Consider the following 18,342-nt stretch of genomic DNA (forward strand, 5'->3'; position numbering starts at 1 on the left):
GAACGAGAGTTGACCGCCTAGCGAGGACTGACCGCCTAGCCAAGGGGCGCACTTGTCAACCGGTCGGACGGCTTTGCCGTCGGACCGGAGCCGGTACCCGGCCCTGAGAACCGCAGCAATATGTCAGATGTAGCCGTACTAGCGCCGTAGCGAGGCCATTCCGTCGGGCGTGGTCGCCGAGCGGGCCAGGCTGCTGGCATCGGCCTCGTGGGCGGGCACAGTTCTCACCAGCCCCGTAATACCCCAGAGCTGAAGATTGCGGCGCACAGTTTCGGCGGCCAGCCAGTTGGCCAGCTGGCCCACCACTACTTGGTTGACCTGGCGGCCACCTACGGTTACGGCCACTACGTCGGCGGGTAGGGCCTGGTCGATGGTCAGGATGCGGGCCAGCACAGTGCGGGCGGCCTCGGGGGTAGCAAAGGTGCCGGCCTGCACTTCATAGCGCGGAGCGGCAGGAGCTGCCGCCGGAGTGGCGGGCTGGCTGTCGGTCGCGGCCAGGGTGGGGGCCGTGTCTGCATCGGGCAGCAGGTAGGCGGTGAAGGGCGCCGCTGGGTTGGGGTCGCCTTCGCGCAGCACGGCCAGGTTATCGGGGGTTTCGGCAACGCCCAGGGGGGTAGTAGCATCTACTACTTCGGCCACCACGGTGGCAGCCCCCGACTCGACGATGCCCAGCGGGCGGGCAGCCACTTCGGCCAGGTCGATAATACGCTGGTGGCGGAAAGGCCCGCGGTCCGTAACGCGCACCACCACGGTGGCGCCGCTGGTGAGGTTCGTCACGCGCAGCCGGGTGCCAAAGGGCAGCGTCTTATGAGCGCAGGTATATTTAAAGCGGTTGAAGCGCTCGCCGCTGGTCGTTTTTTTACCTTGAAACTGCTTGCCATACCACGAGGCGCGGCCCCGCAACACGGTAGAATAGCCCTCGCGGGCCGCCGGAATAATAGTGGGCAACATCCGGGGAATGTGGACGCGCCGATGCGAATGCTTATGGTGCAGCGCGTGGCTACGAGAGGTGCGTGCAGAAACTGGTAGTACTAGCCCGGCCCCTAACAGTAGCCAGCAAAAGCAGTGTAGTAGAAAAGCAGAAGTAGGAAAGGTTGGTCGCGTAAGCGTCATGCGCCTTGATAGATGGTGAACTGACCGAATGTAGGGCGCACCTCCACAAAACGACTACCCGCCGCTTGCTAATCAGCTTAACAGGATTTATTAATTGCACTTTTTACATAAAATTTGCATTTGATTTGGTTGCAATGGCTGGGTTCAAACTGCAATTGTGTTTAGTTAAGGCACCTTAGGGCAAGATTTTGTATTTTTACAATACAGGCTGAAAAATACGATTATCCGGCGGGTGTAAAATTTTGGCTTAAAGCTTTGGTTTAAGCCCGGGGGGTGCTTGTAGCAATGCTAAATCCGTTGTACATTATCGCGCCTGTAAGTTCGCCCGTCGCCGTACCTTCGCCACATGGATTTTGGCCGCCTGCCCGACCTGCGCTACGTTGACTTTCGCCTGCCCCCCGACCACCCCGACACCGCGCGGCTGCTGGCCCGTGCCCCGGCCCCTACCCCCCCCCGCCTGTACGTAGGCTGCCCCATCTGGACCAATAAGGAGTGGCTGGGCTCCTACTTCCCACAGGGCGCCAAGGAGCCGGATTTCCTGAAATACTACGCCCAGCAATTCAACTCCATTGAGCTGAATACCACGCACTACCGCATCCCCGACGCGCCCACCGGGCGGCGCTGGCGCGAGGCCGTGGGCCCGGATTTCAAGTTTTGCCCCAAGCTGCCGCGCAGCATCAGCCACGAGCGCGAGCTGTACAACACGGACGCGCTCACGCTGAGCTTCACGCGCGCCGTGCAGGAGCTGGGCAATAACCTGGGTACCTGCTTTTTGCAGCTACCACCTCACTTTGGCCCCGAGCTGCTGCCCCGGCTAGAGCGCTTCCTGCTCGACTGGCCCGCCGAGGTGCCCCTGGCCGTGGAGCTGCGCCACCCGCGCTGGTTTTCGGACACGGCCCTGGCCGACACCGTTTTTGCCACGCTCGAAGCCCTCAACAAAACGCTGGTTATCACCGACGTGGCCGGCCGGCGCGACGTGCTGGCCCAGCGCCTTACTACCCCCACCGCCTTCCTCCGCCTCAACGGCCACGGCCTCGTGCCCAGCGACTACGCCCGCGCCGACGCTTGGGCCGAGCGCCTGGCCACGTGGTACGCGCAGGGCCTGCACACGGCCTATGTGTTTATTCACCAGAAAGATGTGCGCCACGCCCCCATTTGGGCCCAGCACTTCCTGGCCCGCATGCGCGAGCTGACGGGCATTGAGGTAGCGCCGCCCAAACTGATTCCCCAGCAGGTGCAAGGCAGCCTGTTTTAGGTAGTGAGCAGTGAGTAATTAGGAAGCAATACCAAATTGCTCACTGTTCATTGCTCACTGTTCACTACTTTACAGGATTCCGGCTACGCCGTTGATAACCAGGGCGACCAGGGCGGTATTGAACACAAAGGAGATGAGGCCGTGGAGCAGGGCCAGGCGGCGCAGGCCCCGGCCGCTGATGGCCACGTCGGCGGTTTGGGCCGTCATGCCCACCACGAAGGCGAAATAGGCGATGTCGAGGTAGTCGGGCTCTTTCTCATCGCCGGGGAAGTCGAGGCCACCCACGTCATCGCCTTCGGGGCCGGCGTCGTAGTACATGTGGGCGTAGCGCAGCGTGAACACCGTGTGCACCAGCAGCCACGACGTAGCCACGGCCACGCCGCTGAGGCCAATGTGCAGCGCCATCTTGGCGGGGGGTAGGCCGTGCGTGCTGCCCAGCAGCAGCACCACGGCCAGCAGGCTGGCCCCCGCCGCCACCAGCACAAACACGAAACTCAGCAGCCGGCCCAGGTCTTCGGACGAGGCAGTGGCCCGGATGCTATCCGTATCGGCGGTGTAGATGGAGGCCCACAGCAGCGCCAGCGTTGTGAGGCCAAAGGCATCCCAGCCAATAATCAGCCTGCTTAATACGTGGTAGTGCGCCGGGCTAAGGGCCCAGGCCAACACTCCGATTACCAGTCCGGCCGTTATGCGCAGCGTGGCTGGCAGACGCACAAGCCACTGGAGCGGCGCCGGGGGGGTAGCAGGTTTTTTCACGCCCCAAGGTAGCGCCTCGGCCGTGGGGCGTGCATGAGGATTTTCCGCACCAAATCGCCGGAATGCAGCCGCGTAGGCTAGCGCCCGGCTACAGTTTGGTTTTTCAGGCTTTGCTTTGCCCCATGAACGACGCGCCCCTCTCCGGCCTCTACCGGCCCTCGCTGGCCCTGCTCACCGACCTCTACCAGCTCACGATGGCGTATGGGTACTGGAAAAATAACCTCCACGAGCGCGAGGCGGTGTTTCACCTTTACTTCCGCAAGGCGCCCTTCAATGGCGGCTATGCCGTGGCGGCGGGCTTGGCGCTAGCCGTCGATTACCTCGAAACGCTGCGCTTCTCGGACGATGATATCACTTACCTGGCCAGCCTCAAGGGCAGCAAGGGGGGTAGGCTTTTCCCCGATGAATTTCTGACCTATTTAAAGGACTTGAAATTTACCTGCGATGTGGACGCCGTGGCCGAGGGCACGGTCGTCTTCGGCAATGAGCCGCTGGTGCGAGTGCAGGGCCCGCTGCTGCAAGCCCAATTAGTGGAAACTGCGCTGCTCACACTCGTCAATTTCCAGACGCTCATCGCCACCAAAGCCGCCCGCGTGCGCGACGCCGCCGGCCCCACCGATACCGTGCTGGAGTTTGGCCTGCGCCGCGCCCAGGGCCCCGATGGCGGCCTCGGGGCCAGCCGCGCCGCCTACCTCGGCGGGGCCGATGCCACCAGCAACGCGCTGGCTGGCCAGCGCTACGGCATCCCGGTGCGCGGCACCCACGCCCACAGCTGGGTGATGACGTTTGCCGATGAAAAAGAAGCCTTCCGCGCCTACGCCGACGCCTTCCCCGACGACTCAGTGTTCCTGGTCGATACCTACGACACGCTCGACGGCGTGCGCCACGCCATCGAAGTGGCGCTGGAAATGCGCCAGAACGGCCACGAGCTGGGCGGCATCCGCCTCGACTCGGGCGACCTGGCTTATTTATCAAAGGAAGCCCGCAAGCTGCTCGACGCGGCTGGCCTGCCGAACGTGCGCATCGTGGCCAGCAACGACCTGGAGGAAAACCTCATCCTCAACCTCAAGCAGCAGGGCGCCCGCATCGACACCTGGGGGGTAGGCACCCAGCTCGTAACGGCCTACAACCAGGCGGCCCTCGGCGGAGTGTACAAGCTGGCTGCCCTGCGCACGCCCGACGGCCAGGGCTGGGATTTCACCATCAAGCTCTCCGAGCAGCAGGCCAAAACCAGCATCCCCGGCATCTTGCAGGTGCGCCGCTACCTGGGCGAGGCCGGCCAGCCCCGCGCCGATATGATTTACAACATCGCCGCCCCCGAGGCCCTACCCCCTTCCCCGACCATCATCGACCCGGCCGATGCCACGCGCCGCCGCCCCGTGCACCCCAGCGCACCTTTCCGCGACCTGCTGGCTCCGGTGCTGCGCCAGGGCCGCCTCGTGCAGCCCCTGCCCACCCTGGCCGAAAACCGCGCCTTCGCCCGCCAGGAAGTGGCTAGCCTCGACCCCAGCATTCGGCGCTACCTCAACCCGCACACCTACCCGGTGGGCCTGGAACAGTCGCTCCACGAGTTCCGCACGCAGCTGATGCTGGACAAGCGGCCGGTGCGGCCAGCGTAAAATAGTTATTTACAACCATCCGGCTCTGTTACTGTACGTTTCGAAAGAAGGTTCTGAACTGTGAGGATAATCCTCGTCAGCAGTTTTGCGCTCATAAGCCTTCTGAGCTAGGTAGAGTACACTTTCAAAAGTGCCGTCTACAGGCCAGTTTTTCGGGTAATCCAGTGTAAACTCATAGAACTTTCGGCCATTGATAATTACGCAACAACGACAGTACAGAAAATCGTCAACTGATATATAAGGCGTGCCGTTAGACAGGGTTTGCTTTTTTGGATAGCATGCGTTTGCATACTTCTGCCCATCCAGTTGATATAGCTTTTCAGCCAATATATTGTCGAAAGCAAAAATATCTTCTACTGGCAGAGTGGCAAGCCTTTCTTCCGCTGTCAGCATAATAGCGTCATCATCACCACGCTTTTTCCAATTGAAAGACGCTATTATTTCCCAGAATAAGTCCTCATCCATTGGTCGGTACTCAGCTATTACCTTTTGGGGCACAGCTTCGCCTTCCTGAATTTCTTGGTAGCCCTTCTTTATCTTATCTGCAATCAGCTTGGCTACTTCTGCTTCACAGGAAGCTGCGTCAACTAAACTTTTGCTGTTCTGCCGGCCTTGGGTTCCGATTTTACCGAAAGCAACCGTATATGTCGCATCTTCAATTTCTACGTTCCAAAACTTATTGGCTTCGCCTCCTTGGTTGATAAAGTAGCGTGTCATTGTGGTTCATTTTTATAACCACAAGTATAGCCTACGCATACTTCAACTCCCCCGCCGCCACACGTAGTGTCACGCCCGCCTCGGCGGTGAGGTAGCCGGCCACTTGGGCCTGGTAGCCGCTTTGGGCGAGCTGCTGCACCAGGGCTTCGGCGGCTTCGGGGGCCGTGACGAGCAGCATGCCGTTGCCCATGTTCCAGTAGAGGTAGGCGGTTTCGGGGCTGATGCCGCCGATTTCACAGAGGCGCTGCATGGCGGGCAGGGGCGCGAAAAGGTTGTCGAGCACCGCGCCGAGGCCGTTTTTGAGCACCCGCTGGAAGTTGTCGGCCACGCCGCCGCCCGTGATGTGGGCCGCGCCGCGCAGGGGCAGGCCGGCATCGAGCACCGCCGTGAGGGCGGGCGCGTAGATGAGCGAGGGCGCGAGCAGGGCGTCGCCCCAGGTGGGGTACTGGTCGGCATCGGGGCCGTCGTAGGGGGTAGCGTGCCAGTTGTCGCCGAAGAGGCGCTGCAACGTCTTGCGAGCCAGCGAGTAGCCGTTGGAGCGGAACGAGGGTGAGCGCAGGGCCACCACCGCATCGCCGGCCTGGGCAGTGGCGCCGCTCAGGGGCTGCTCCAGGCTGGGGTGCAGCACGCCGATGGCCGTGGAAGCCCAGTTGAAGTTCATTTTCGCGCCGGGGAAGCCGCCGATGCGGTTGCCCAACTCGGCAATCTCGCCGCCCGTGATGGCGATTTTAGAGAACTGGCAGGCGTCGTGCAGGCCGCGCATCAGCTCGTCCACCACATCGTAGTCGAGGGTGTTCACGTCGATAATATTCGACAGGTTGGTAGGTATGAAGCCGGCGGCGATGAGGTCGTCGGCAGTCATGGCCACCAGGTCGTAGCCCAGGGTGTCGTACTTGTCGAGACGCTCGGCCAACTCGATTTTAGTACCTATGCCATCGGAGCTGATGCCCAGACGCTCCTGGCCAAAGCGGATTTCGTTCGAGAAGCCACCATCGAGGTCCTGGGCGGGCTCGCCGGGCAAGCCGGCGCGGGTGGCGAAGGTCTTTTTGGCCCAGCCGTAGGCATTTTTAGAGGCGGCGTTGCCGAGGTCGATGGAGTAGCCGGCGTCAGGGGTTTGGGCGTTGTTCATGCGGAGCGAGCGGGGCGCCTCACCCCCCGGCCCTCTCTGCGAAAAGGAGAGGGGGAGCCGAGAAAGCACTGGCGATACTAATGGTAATTCTTTCTAAATAAAAAGGGAAATCGTCAGGCTCCCCCTCTCCTTTTCGGAAAGGGGGCCGGCCCCAAAGGGGTTTCGTGAGGTGCCCACGTCAGGGCGACCCTACCCCCTACCTAGTGCTCCGTCGGCAGCGGAGCCTTGGCGCTCACCGACGGAACCTTATCCACGATGCGGTGGCTTTGGCGCTCCTCCTGCACGTGGCGCAGGTAGCGGGTCACGTCGCCGGTGGGGTACTTGCCGGTGAAGCACGCGAAGCACGAGCCGCCGTGGCCGCGCTCCTCGGCAAACAGGTCTTCCAAATCCCTCAGGTCCTGGTAGATAACCTTATCAGCCTCGATGTAGCTACAGATTTCCTCCTCCGTGTAGTTGGCGGCAATCAGCTCAGTACTCATGGCCATGTCGATGCCGTAGATGCAGGGCGACACGATGGGCGGCGCGCTCGAAATGAAGTACACCTCGGCCGCGCCGGCTTCGCGCAGCAGGCGCACGATGCGGCGCGACGTGGTGCCGCGCACGATGCTGTCGTCCACCACGGCCACTTTCTTACCCTCCACAAAGGCCTTGATGGGGTTCAGCTTCTTCTTCACCACATCCTCGCGGCCGGCCTGGGTAGGCACGATAAACGAGCGGCCCATGTGGTTGTTCTTCACCATGGCGCGGCGGTAGGGCACGCCGATGGCTTCGGCCAGGCCCGAGGCGGCAAAGTAGCCGCTGCTCGGCACATCAATAACCATATCGGGCTTGAGGCCGGCATCTACCACCTTGCGGGCCAGTATTTTACCCAGGCGCACGCGCTCGCGGGCTACCAGCCGGCCGTTGATAGTGGAGTCTTCGCGGGCGAAGTAAATCTGCTCGAACACGCAGAAAGCTTTGGGCAGCGCAGGCTGGTTTTTGCGGTGAATCTGGAAATTCTGGTCGATAAAAATTGCCTGGCCGGGGCCCACATTCTCCACAAACTCAAAATCGAGGTAGTCGAAGCAGGTGCTCTCGGAGGCGAAGGCGTACACCGGGCCCTCGGGCGTGTCGCGCCTACCCATCACCAGCGGCCGGATGCCCAGCGGGTCGGTAAAGGCCAGCAGGCCGTGCCCGGCAATGATGGTGACGGTGGCGTAAGCGCCCTTCACCAGCTCCTGCGTCGTTTCCACGGCATCGAAAATATCGATTACCGAAATCCGGTCCAGGTCCTTCACCCGCAGCTCCGATGCGAAGGTATACATGATGAGTTCCAGGTCGTTGGTCGTCTTGGGCAGCACGTGGTACTTCTCGTGCAGCAGCTTGGCCACGTCGCGGAAGTTGATGACGTTGCCGTTATGCACCATCGCCAGCCCGAAGGGGTAGCTCGTGGTGAAGGGCTGCGCCAAATCGGAATCATTCGCGCCCTGCGTGGTGTAGCGCACGTGGCCGATGCCGGTATTACCGGTCAGCTTCTTTACGTTTTTGGGCCGAAACACGTCGTTCACCAGCCCCTGCCCCTTGTGCAGGTGAAAGGCGTCGCCGTCAAACGTGGCAATGCCGGCGGCATCCTGCCCCCGGTGCTGAAGGGCGGTGAGGCCGATAATCATATCGCCCACCACGCGCTCGGGGCCGTGAAAACCTACGATACCACACATAATTTAATTAGGAGTTAAGAATTATGAATTATGAATTGGGAGGTAGTCGGAAAGAGGGAGGGGGTAGGCGGTAACTATAACATTCGTCATGCTGAGCGGAGCGCAGCGAAGTCGAAGCATCTCTACCGGGTAAGTAATTTCTGACGCCAGCAACGAAGCGGCCAAGATGCTTCGACTACGCTCCGCTTTGCTCAGCATGACGGTATCGTATTTTCAATCAGACTAGCCAGTGTTTCAGCGTATAAAACGTGCTCCACGGCTAAACCGCGGCGCTGCACCTCGGCCAGGGTATCAGCCCCTACCAAATTTACAACCCGCTGCGCCAGAATCGGGCCCGTGTCCAGGCCTTCATCTACCAAATGCACGGTAATCTTCGTTTCTGTTAGGTGGTTATCGAAGGCCCACTCGTAGGCGTGCAGGCCTTGGTGCTGGTGCGTATCGGCGGGGTGAATGTTGATGATGCGCCCCGCGAAGGCCCGCACAAAGGTGGGCGACAGCACCCGCATGTAGCCGGCCAGCACCACGTAGTCGGGCCGATAAGCACGCAGTGTATCAACCACTTCCAGGTCAAATGCTTCCCGCTTGCGGCCTTTCGACGATAGGCTGGCGGTGGGCAGGCCCAATGCCGCCGCACTATCCAGGCCGGGCGCGGCCGGGTCGTTGCTGAATACTACTGCCACTTCAGCCAGCCCACGCAGTACCCCGGCCCGCACGGCTTCGGCCAGCGCCAGCATGTTAGACCCGCGCCCCGAAAGCAGGATGGCCAGACGCGCCGCCCTACCCCCCTCTGGCAGGGGCAAGGCGTTGGGGCGCGGCGTGGTTTCGGATGCGCTGTTCATCACCTTAATAGGCACTGGTTTCGAGCAGGGGGGTAGGGCGCTGGCCGATATCGGGGCGCACGTATTTATCCTGAAAATACACCAGCTCAGCTTCGGCGTAGGCAAGCTGCACGGCGGTGGGCAGGTCGGGGCCGTGCGATACCAGCACCGCCACCCGGCCGCCATTGGTGAGCAGCTCGCCGTCGGTTTCGCCCGGCTTCACACCGCCCAAATAAAGCTGCGTGCCCTGGCCTTGATTGCCAATGCCGTGAATGGGGAAGCCCGTCGGAAACTCAGCCGCCGGGTAGCCGCCCGAGGCCAGCACCAGGCCCACGAAGGCACCGGGCCGCTGCCGCGTAATGGTCTGGGCCAGGTTGCCATCGAGGGCAGCCACAATGAGTTCGAGCAGGCTGCTTTCCAGCGCGGGCAGAATCACCTCTGCTTCGGGGTCGCCGAGGCGCACGTTGTATTCGAGCAGCTTGGGGCCGTCGGGCGTCAGCATCACCCCGAAGTAGAGGAAGCCGATGAAGTCGAATGGTTCGGCCTGTAGGCCGCGCAGCGTGGGGTCGATGATGTCGCGCCGGATAGTGGCCAGCCAGTTATCGTCCAGAAACGGCACCGGGCAATACGCGCCCATGCCGCCGGTGTTGGGGCCTTCGTCGTTGGCTAGCAGCTGCTTATGGTCCTGGGCCGGGGCCAGCATCCGGATGCGGTTGCCATCGGTGAGGCCGATGAGGCTGACTTCGGGGCCGGTGAGCTTTTCTTCGAGCAGGAAGCTAAACCAGCCGTCGTGCAGCTCGCGCAGCTCGGTGAGCGCGTGCGCTGCCTCGGCCACTGAGTTGCACACGTACACGCCCTTGCCAGCGGCGAGGCCATCGTATTTTACTACCACCTGGCCATTTAGCTCCTCCGCCTGGGCGTGGGCATCGGCAAACTGGTCGCTGCGGTAGCTCCAGGCGCGGGCCGTGGCAATGCCGTGGCGGCGCATGAAGTCCTTGCTCCACACCTTCGAGCTTTCGAGCGTTGCCGCCTGTCGGCGCGGGCCAAAGACCCGGATGTCGGTATCGAGGAAATAATCGGCTACCCCTGCCGCCAGCGGCGCCTCCGGCCCCACCACAATCAGCTTGACCGCGTGCTCGTGGCAGAAATTTTTGATGGCCGGAAAGTCGGTGGCGCTGATGCCGGGCACGCTGCCCGGAATACCCGCGTTGCCGGGCAGCACGTGCACAGTCGCGCCATCCTGGCGAAGCTTGATGGCCAGGGCATGCTCGCGGGCACCGGAGCCGAGGAGGACGAGTTGTGGGGAATTGCCGCTCAAAGTACTTAGCTAAAATCTTGAATAAAAGCGATTAATCCGTCGCGAAACGAAAACCGAGACTGCCCGGAGAAACTTAGCGTCGTGCCGGCCTTGATGCCATTGGGCAGGTCGGTAGCCGTAACGGCGAAGTAGTCGATGTCCGCCTCGGCCTGCTCGCCCAGCCAGCGCAAGGCCGTGATGCGCTGGGTACGCTCCGAGAACCACGCGGCGGCCCGAATAGCCTGGCTTTCAAAGGCCTCCTTGCTGGCTAGCCGTACGGTCACGTCGCCGTTGGTCGAGTGCTCGAACTGCACGTCGGGCTGCAAGCAAGCCAACATGCCGGGCACGTCGAAGCGATTGTACGCTTCGATATACTTCTCTACCAGCAGCTTGGCTTGCGTTGCGTCCATGGTATTAGGTAGTTTGAATATCCATGCGCGCAATCAGGCCGTCGCGCAATTGGTAGACGTGGTGCACTACGGTGTCCAGCAGCAGTTTGCCTTCGAGGTCGCGCACCACCTGGTGCACCGTCACATCCGTGCGGCCATCGGGCAGCAGTTCGAAGCCGGTGGGGTTCACGTGCGGGTCAATTTCGCTCCATTGCTTGGCCCAGTAGGCGCGCACGGCCACCTGCCCTTGCACGTAGCCGCCCAGAAAGGCTTGAGGCCACTCCACATCGGGCTGCATCTCGGCAAGCACCGCGTCCGCGTCGCGGGCATTGAAGCCCCGGTACATTCGGGTCAGCAGGGAAATCGTGGCTTGGTCGGGTTGCATAAGGAAAAGGGCTAGCAGTACCTGTAGAATGGCGCCGACTTAGCTGGCGGATAGCAGCCCGGCTCGCACCAGGTTACGGGTCAGGCGTTCGGTTACATCCTCGGTTTCGTTGGCCGTAGGCAGCGAGTGGCCCACGATGCGCTGGTAAATGTCGAGGTAGCGGTTGGTAGCCTCCTGCGTTACTTCTGGGGTGAGAGCGCGGGGGTAGGCGCCGTCTTTCTTATTGGCAATCAGCCACTGGCGGATGTACTCCTTGTCCATCTGCTCGGCACTTTCGGGGTTTTGGGAGTAGTCGGCGGCGCTCCAAAAGCGCGACGAGTCGGGCGTGTGGATTTCGTCAATCAGAATCAGCTCGCCGCTCAGCAGGCCAAACTCATACTTAGTATCGACCAAGATGATGCCCTGCGAGGCCAGCAAATCGGAGCCAACCTTGAACAGTTCCAGCGCCTTTTCGGCCATTTTATCATACAGCTCCTGGCTCACCCAGCCCTCGCTCACGAGGTTTTCGGGGGTGATTTCGCGGTCCGACTCCTCCTTGGTGGTCGGCGTCACGAGGGGGGTAGGGAACTGCTGGTGCTTGGTGAGGCCGTCGGGCACAGTCACGCCCGAGAACGTGCGCTGGCCGCTCTGGTAGCCGCGCAGCATCGAGCCGGTGATGTAGTTGCGCACAACCATCTCCACCTTAATGGGTTGCGCCTCCTGCACCAGCATGGCATTGGCATCAATCATCTCCTTCACGTGGTTGGGGATGATGTGGGCCGTCTTCTCAAACCAGAAGTTGGCCAGCCCATTAAGCACCGCCCCTTTGTGGGGAATGGCGGTTTCAAGCACCGAGTCGAAAGCCGAGAGGCGGTCGGTCACGACAATCAGACGGGTCTCGTCGTCGATGCGGAAGCTATCGCGGACCTTGCCGCGGTGCAACAGCTGGAGCTGGGGGGTAGCGAAATGCGGGAGCGTGTTCATACCGAATAGCCTAGGCGTGGGTGACGGATGCGCTAGCTTCCTGCGCCCGGTGTTGGAGATGCGTAACGATGTTCTTGAAAATGGCCAGGCCCTCGCCCTCGTCCTTCAGCTCGCCGCGACGCTTTTTCAGGCCCCAGTCGGGGTGGTTGCAGCCGGCCAGGTAGGCTTCGGGGTGCGGCATGAGGCCGAATATGTGGCCCGTGGGGTCGGTGAGGCCGGCGCAGTTGAGGTCCGCGCCGTTGGGATTGAGGGGGTAGGTGCCGGTTTCGAGGTCGTCGTAGCCGGCATAGGTCAGGCAGTTAAGGCCCTGGGCCACAATGCGCTCGCGGGTGGCGGCATCGGGCACTACCAGGCGGCCTTCGCCGTGGCGCACGGGCACTTCCAGGGTAGTCAGGCCACTGAGGAAGGGCGTATTAGCAACCGGGTTCACCACGAGGCGCACCCAACGGTCTTCATACCGGCCCGATGCATTGTGCGTCAGCGTCACTTCAGGCTCGAAATTGCCGCCTAGGTTGGGCAGCAATCCCAGCTTCACCAGCACCTGAAAGCCGTTGCAGATGCCGAGCACGAACTTGCCGGCGGCCACAAACTCGCGGATGTCGCTGAGCAGCGTGCGGCCGTCGGTGCCGGTCTGGCGATAGCGCAGCTTGTTGGCCAGCACCACGCCCGAACCCAGGTCGTCGCCGAACGAAAAACCGCCCGGAAAATTCAGAATATCAAAGTCGTGGATGCTTACCCGGCCGTGCAGCACCTCGTTGAGGTGCACGATGGTAGGCACGCCGCCCGCCAAGCGATAGGCGGCGGCCATTTCCTCTTCGCAATTAATACCGAAGCCGGTCAAAATCAACGCCTTGGGCGCTGCCTGTTCGTGTTCTGCCATTGCTATTTACCTTACTAACGTACTAGCCACTTGATACTTATGCATGTAGTGCGGTTGCCGGCTCCAAGCCAATCGTTTGGTTGACGGGGCCGTTGGTCCAGGCGGCGCGCAAGTCGGTGGTATTCAGACTCAGTAGCTCGGTAGCCTGGTGGCGCACGCGCAGCTGGCCATCGGCCGTGACGCGGCCCAGGCGGGTGGCGCGGTCCTTCAGAATACTTTCGAAAGCTGGCACATCCTCCGGCGCTACACTCACTACGAAACGCGAGTGTGACTCACTGAATAACAGTGCGTTCACCGACAATTCGGCGGGTAGCCCGCTCAGGTCCAGCTCCGCTCCTAGCCCGTCGCGGCCGAAGGTGCACTCGGCCAGCGTCACGGCGAGGCCGCCGTCGCTCAGGTCGTGGCTACTTTGGATGAGCTGCTGGTCGTTGGCTTCGCCGACCAAGGTGTAGAGGGCTTTGGCTTTGGCAAAATCAACCTTGGGGACGTTGGCGCCCAGCTCGTTGTAGAGCTGGTAGAACTCCGAGCCGCCCAGCTCGTCGTAGGTTTCGCCGAGGAGGTAAATCACGTCGTCGGCCTGCTTGAAATCAGAGGTAACTACCTGGCGCACATCGGCTACCTTAGCCGTCATCGAGTAGAGGACCGTGGGCGGCACCGAGATTTTCACCCCGTCGGCCTTGAAGTCGTTCTTCATCGAGTCTTTGCCCGAGGTGAGCGGGATGCAGTAGGCGGCGCAGGCGTCGCGCAGGGCCTGGCACATCTGCACCAGCTTGGCGAGTTTCTGCTTGCCGTCGGGGTTAATGGCGGGGTCGTAGACCGAGTCGGGCACGCAGAAATTATCATTCACCGACCAGAAGATATTGTCGCCCGGCGTGAGGTTGGGCAGCTTGCCGCCCACCGAGATAATCTGCCGCACGGCCTCGTCAAACGAGCCGGCCGACATCTGGTAGGCGTCCAAATCGCCCATTCGGGGCAGGATGCCGTTGCTCACGGCTACCCCCTCCCAACTCTCGAAGTTGAAGCGCACCACGGCGGCGTCCTGCGGGGCCTGGCCGGTGGCCCCCATGAGGGGCTTCACAATGGTGCGGCCCTTCACCTCGTGGTCGTACTGCCGGATAACCGACTCGCGCGAGCAGATATTGAGCGAACCCAACAGCTTCAGCAGCACGTCGTTGTAGTCTAAAACGGGGGGTAGGGCGGGCTCCTGGGCGGTTGGCTTTACGTACTCGGCCAGCAGGGTTTTGCGCGGCACGCCCTCGTGCAGAAACTCCAGCGAAAGGCCGGCAATGGGCTTGCCATCAAACAGAACATCGAGTGAACCTTCGGCGTTGAAGAAGCCAATATCGGTCAGCTCGACCTCCATTTCGCGGCCCAGGGCCAGCAGCTCGTCGAGCTTGGCAGGCTCCACGGCCAGCGTAAAACGCTCCTGCGACTCGCTCAGGAAAATCTCCCAGGGCTTGAGGCCGGGATATTTGAGGGGCACTTTTTCGAGCTCCACCACCGCGCCGCCGGGGATGAGCGCCAGCTCGCCGATGCTCGACGAGAGGCCGCCCGCGCCGTTGTCGGTGCTGCACCGGATGAGGCCGCGCCGGGTGGCGAGAATGAGGAAATCCATCGCCAGCTTTTGGGTGATGGGTGAGCCGATTTGCACGGCCGTGGCGGGCGCGGCTTCGTCCAGCTCGATGCTGCTGAACGTGGCGCCGTGGATGCCGTCCTTGCCCACACGGCCGCCGGCCATGATGATGCGGTCGCCGGGCAAAATCACCTTTTCCCAGCTGTCCTTGCCGGCCAGCTGCATGGGCATCACGGCGCCGGTCCCGCAGTACACGAGCGGCTTGCCGCGGTAGCGGTCATCAAAAATGATGGCGCCGTTCACGGTCGGCACGCCCGACTTATTGCCACCATCTTCAATGCCCTTACGCACGCCCTCAAAAATGCGGCGCGGGTGCAGCTGGCCGGTCAGCAACGGCCCGTCGTAATCAGGGTTGCCAAAGCACAACACGTTGGTATTGAACAACAAGCGTGCGCCGCCGATACCGGTGGCCAGCGGGTCGCGGTTGTTGCCCAGAATGCCCGTGATGGCCCCGCCGTAGGGGTCGATGGCCGAGGGCGAGTTGTGCGTTTCGACCTTCCACACGAACAGCGACTCGGGATTGATGCGCACCGCGCCGGCGTTGTCCGAAAACACCTTGATGAGCCAGTCGTTGCCGTTGGCTCGTAACTGCCTATCTACCTCACTGGTAGCGCCTTTGATAAAGGTTTTGAACAGGCCATCAATCTCTTCCTCCGCGCCCGTTTCCAGGTTTTTATACTTGATAACGGCGCTGAATTCCTTGTGCTTGCAGTGCTCCGACCAGGTTTGGGCCAGGATTTCGAGCTCGCAGTCCGTCGGGTCGGCCGGCAGGCCAAGTCCTACCCGCTCCTCGCGCAGCGAAGCCTGGTCGAAGTGGTCGCGGATGGCCTGCATTTCGGGCAGGTTGAGGGCGTACACGTTGTCCTTGCTGAGCTGCAAGAGTTGCTCGTCGCTCAGGCCACTGAGCACAATGGTCTCTGTGCGGGCGTCGGCGCCGCCGCCGGGGCGCGGGGTGTAGTCGCGCAGGCCGTCGGCCACGGCGCCTACTTCAAACCGGTTAATCAGCTTGTTGCCCAGCAGCTCCTCAGCTATGCGGCGCAGGTCGGCGGCGGGCAGCGCCTGCTCGACCCAGTAGAGGCGCTTCGAGAAAATATGCTGGGTGCGTGTGTCGATGGGCTCGTTGAGGAAGTCGCCGAGCGCATTCTGGGCCGAAGTGCCCTCGTCATCCGTCACGCCGGGGCCCTTGGCCACCAGGATGTAGCTCTGGAACCCAGTCGGCGCGGCCAGCTCGTTGATGGCCACTGTGTGCAGCACGGGGTCCTGGAGGCAGGCGGCGGCAAAGTCGGCCACTTGCGCGGCGCTTAGGCCGGGGTAGCGCACGGCGTAGAGCGCCGCGCTGCGCACCTGGCCGGTGGTCAGGCCGAGGTGGCGGGCCGCGTCGGCGGCCACGCGCTGGCCGTCGCCGTCGTGCCGACCGGGTTGGAGGGTAAGGAGGATGGAATGCTGGTTGGTTTCCAAACGGGAAGGACGACCCTTGAGCCGCCCGTTAAACGTTATGTAGCGCGGACTTTCAGTCCGCGACCCATTCAATTTCCTTCTCGCGGACTGAAAGTCCGCGCTACTTCGAGTCCGGCCGACTGCCGGGCTTCACGGCCGGAATCCCGGCCAGATGTGCCGGCACCGCATCGGCCGCAAATACGGCCGCTTGCACCGGCAACAGCGCAAAGTTCGGGAACGGAAGCTGCGCGGCACCATTGGTGCGGTCAATTAATGATACTACCGCCAGCACTTCGACCCCCATTTCGGTCAAAACCCGTGCTACTTCGAGGGTGCTTTTGCCGGTCGTAACTACGTCTTCGGCAATTACTACCCGCTCACCGGGGGTCAAGGTGAAGCCACGCCGCAAAATCATTTCGCCATTTGCATCGCGCTCCGTAAAAAGTGACGGCACGCCCAATTGCCGAGCTAATTCATAGCTCACGACCACGCCGCCCATGGCCGGGCCCACCACCGTATCGGGTACCAAACCGGCCTTGCGCAGGCGGCTGGCCAGCTCGGCCATGGCGGGCGCGGCCAGCTCGGGCTTGCGCAAAAAGCGGGCGCACTGCACGTAGGTATCGGAGTGCAGGCCCGACGACAGCTTGAAGTGGCCGCTCAGCAGTGCGCCTTCGGCGCGCAGCTGCGCTTCGAGGATTCTGGCGACTTCGGCGGGGGGTAGGCCGGGGGTGAGGGTGTTTGGGGTATCCATTTAATAGAATAAAAAGAACGTCATGCAGACCGCAGGGAAGCATCTCGCGTGCTTCGTTGAGTGAGTACCCTGCGTCAGCACGCGAGATGCTTCCCTGCGGTCTGCATGACGTTCTTTTTCAATTATTTGTTAACTAAGCCGTTACCGGCCGGTGCTCATTAATCTCATTCATCAGCTCCCGTGCGGCCGCGCCGGCGTCTTCCGCCTGCCAGATGCTGCGCGAAGCGTTAATCAATAGCCCCGTGCCATCAGCAAATAGCCCGGCGGCCAGCACGGCGGTTAGGTCGCCGCCCTGCGCGCCGATGCCGGGCACTAAAAACCACTGGTTGGGGCAGAGCTGCCGCAGGCGGCCCAGCGCGGCCACATCGGTGGCGCCGGCCACCAGGCCGATGCTGTGGTGAGCCGCGTCGAGGTCGGCCAACATCTTGGCCGTGAAGTCGCTCACGGACTCGCCGCTCTGTAACACCGCATCCTGCACGGCCGATTGGTTCGAGGTCTTGGCCAGGGCGAAGATGAACTTGCCGGGCCGGGAGAAGGGCAGCACCGCATCGGCGCCCATGTAGGGGTTCACCGTCACGGCATCGGCGCCCACCACGTCGTAGGCAAACTGCGCGTAGTGCATGGCCGTGTTGGCGATGTCGCCAAACTTGCCATCCAGGATAACCGGGATGCCCTCGGGCACGGCCGCCACCACTTGGCGCAAGAGCTGCGTGCCATTACCCCGGCTCAGGAAAAAAGCCAGGTTGGGCTTGAAGGCGGCGGCGTAGGGCGCGGTTTCGGCGATTACCTGGGGTAGGCGGCGCGTCACGTCTTCGTCGGAGCCAGTGGGGTCGAGGCCCACGCAGAGCAGCGTATTGGCCTGGGCCACGCGGTTGAGGAGCTTATTCATTTAACATTTATCAATTAACATTTAACAGACAACAGCTTGAACAATAACGAGTAACAGCTGCTGATTATCGGCTGTGGAATCGGTAAGCAGTACCACCAAAACTCCAGACCAATAACCAGCAACTGTTAACTGCTAACTGTTAAATGAGTAGATTACGTTTTCGCGGTTAATCCGGAACGGTACGCACTCGCGGGGGTCCGTTTGGCCCAGGATGAACTGCGCCACGCAGGCCATCGCTGCCCCGGCAACGCTGCACGTCGTATTCCTCGTGGAAGTCATGAAAGGGAATAAGTAGGAATTAGTAGGAAAAACTAAAAAACCTGCAAACCTTAACGCGCCGACCAGGCACAAAAAAACCGCCTCAACTACTTGGGGCGGCGAAACGAACAGGACGAAACAACGCAGCAAACGACTGAAAAACGGCGGCCACAGCCTTCCGGTCCTCGCGCAGGATGGCCGGTTTGGTCGTCCCGCGCATCATCAACTGGTGGTTGAGTGCGTTCACGGTGCAAAATTACCGCTTTCTTTTTGGGCGCCGCCTTAACTTTTTCAAAAAACCTTTTTCCCCTTTTTCAGAAAAAACGTTTTCTGCGGTAAGCTAGGTTTTTAGGCTG

General features: G+C 61.6%; 18 protein-coding genes. 2 read left to right on the forward strand and 16 right to left on the reverse strand.

What is annotated here, in order from left to right; genetic code table 11:
- Window positions 1–138: 138 nt before the first annotated feature.
- Window positions 139–951, reverse strand: a complete 813-nt coding sequence (locus tag E4631_RS13655; protein ID WP_166648216.1) for a septal ring lytic transglycosylase RlpA family protein — start codon at window positions 949–951, stop codon at window positions 139–141.
- Between the two features lie 508 nt (window positions 952–1,459).
- Here E4631_RS13655 and E4631_RS13660 point away from each other — a divergent pair.
- The gene (locus E4631_RS13660; RefSeq protein WP_133659258.1) at window positions 1,460–2,368 is read left to right on the forward strand and encodes a DUF72 domain-containing protein; all 909 of its coding nucleotides are present in this window, start codon (window positions 1,460–1,462) and stop codon (window positions 2,366–2,368) included.
- Between the two features lie 69 nt (window positions 2,369–2,437).
- On the opposite strand, the gene E4631_RS13665 is transcribed toward E4631_RS13660, so the two are convergent.
- Window positions 2,438–3,124, reverse strand: coding sequence for a DUF1345 domain-containing protein (locus tag E4631_RS13665; protein WP_133659259.1), 687 nt, complete (start codon window positions 3,122–3,124; stop codon window positions 2,438–2,440).
- A 122-nt stretch (window positions 3,125–3,246) separates the two neighbouring features.
- Between E4631_RS13665 and E4631_RS13670 the strand changes: the two genes are divergently transcribed.
- Entirely contained in the window at window positions 3,247–4,743 is a 1,497-nt protein-coding gene (locus tag E4631_RS13670) for a nicotinate phosphoribosyltransferase (RefSeq protein WP_133659260.1), read from the forward strand.
- Between the two features lie 9 nt (window positions 4,744–4,752).
- Here the strand turns inward: E4631_RS13670 and E4631_RS13675 are convergent, their stop codons facing one another.
- The 14 genes from E4631_RS13675 to E4631_RS25925 form a co-directional block, all read right to left on the reverse strand.
- Complete coding sequence (locus E4631_RS13675; RefSeq protein WP_133659261.1) at window positions 4,753–5,460, reverse strand: DUF4240 domain-containing protein; 708 nt, start codon at window positions 5,458–5,460, stop codon at window positions 4,753–4,755.
- A gap of 31 nt (window positions 5,461–5,491) precedes the next feature.
- A complete protein-coding gene (locus E4631_RS13680) occupies window positions 5,492–6,589 on the reverse strand; it encodes an AIR synthase-related protein (protein WP_133659262.1) in 1,098 nt (365 codons plus the stop codon).
- Between the two features lie 200 nt (window positions 6,590–6,789).
- Window positions 6,790–8,286, reverse strand: a complete 1,497-nt coding sequence (purF, locus tag E4631_RS13685; protein WP_133659263.1) for an amidophosphoribosyltransferase — start codon at window positions 8,284–8,286, stop codon at window positions 6,790–6,792.
- A 191-nt stretch (window positions 8,287–8,477) separates the two neighbouring features.
- Entirely contained in the window at window positions 8,478–9,140 is a 663-nt protein-coding gene (gene purN / locus E4631_RS13690; RefSeq protein WP_240734898.1) for a phosphoribosylglycinamide formyltransferase, read from the reverse strand.
- Entirely contained in the window at window positions 9,130–10,422 is a 1,293-nt protein-coding gene (gene purD, locus E4631_RS13695) for a phosphoribosylamine--glycine ligase (protein WP_133659265.1), read from the reverse strand. The genes purN and purD overlap by 11 nt, the downstream gene beginning before the upstream one ends.
- Window positions 10,423–10,427: 5 nt before the next feature.
- Complete coding sequence (locus E4631_RS13700) at window positions 10,428–10,811, reverse strand: nuclear transport factor 2 family protein (protein WP_133659266.1); 384 nt, start codon at window positions 10,809–10,811, stop codon at window positions 10,428–10,430.
- 4 nt (window positions 10,812–10,815) lie between these two features.
- Window positions 10,816–11,175 carry a nuclear transport factor 2 family protein gene (locus tag E4631_RS13705; RefSeq protein WP_133659267.1) on the reverse strand — a complete coding sequence of 120 codons (360 nt, stop codon included), beginning with the start codon at window positions 11,173–11,175 and terminating at the stop codon, window positions 10,816–10,818.
- Window positions 11,176–11,214: 39 nt separating this feature from the next.
- Window positions 11,215–12,138 (reverse strand): phosphoribosylaminoimidazolesuccinocarboxamide synthase, encoded by a 924-nt coding sequence (locus E4631_RS13710; protein ID WP_133659268.1) that lies wholly within the window; start codon window positions 12,136–12,138, stop codon window positions 11,215–11,217.
- Window positions 12,139–12,148: 10 nt separating this feature from the next.
- On the reverse strand, window positions 12,149–13,018 hold the full coding sequence (locus tag E4631_RS13715; protein ID WP_133659269.1) for a phosphoribosylformylglycinamidine synthase subunit PurQ: 870 nt from the start codon (window positions 13,016–13,018) through the stop codon (window positions 12,149–12,151).
- Window positions 13,019–13,055: 37 nt separating this feature from the next.
- Window positions 13,056–16,109, reverse strand: a complete 3,054-nt coding sequence (locus tag E4631_RS13720; RefSeq protein WP_133659270.1) for an AIR synthase-related protein — start codon at window positions 16,107–16,109, stop codon at window positions 13,056–13,058.
- Window positions 16,110–16,209: 100 nt separating this feature from the next.
- A complete protein-coding gene (pyrE, locus tag E4631_RS13725) occupies window positions 16,210–16,839 on the reverse strand; it encodes an orotate phosphoribosyltransferase (RefSeq protein ID WP_133659271.1) in 630 nt (209 codons plus the stop codon).
- Window positions 16,840–16,972: 133 nt separating this feature from the next.
- Complete coding sequence (pyrF, locus tag E4631_RS13730) at window positions 16,973–17,728, reverse strand: orotidine-5'-phosphate decarboxylase (RefSeq protein WP_133659272.1); 756 nt, start codon at window positions 17,726–17,728, stop codon at window positions 16,973–16,975.
- Between the two features lie 132 nt (window positions 17,729–17,860).
- The gene (locus tag E4631_RS25920) at window positions 17,861–18,007 is read right to left on the reverse strand and encodes a hypothetical protein (RefSeq protein ID WP_166648217.1); all 147 of its coding nucleotides are present in this window, start codon (window positions 18,005–18,007) and stop codon (window positions 17,861–17,863) included.
- An 82-nt stretch (window positions 18,008–18,089) separates the two neighbouring features.
- Window positions 18,090–18,233 (reverse strand): hypothetical protein, encoded by a 144-nt coding sequence (locus E4631_RS25925; protein ID WP_166648218.1) that lies wholly within the window; start codon window positions 18,231–18,233, stop codon window positions 18,090–18,092.
- Between the last annotated feature and the right edge of the window lie 109 nt (window positions 18,234–18,342).

The sequence above is a fragment of the Hymenobacter sp. UV11 genome, from assembly GCF_004684095.1.
Lineage (GTDB): Bacteria > Bacteroidota > Bacteroidia > Cytophagales > Hymenobacteraceae > Hymenobacter.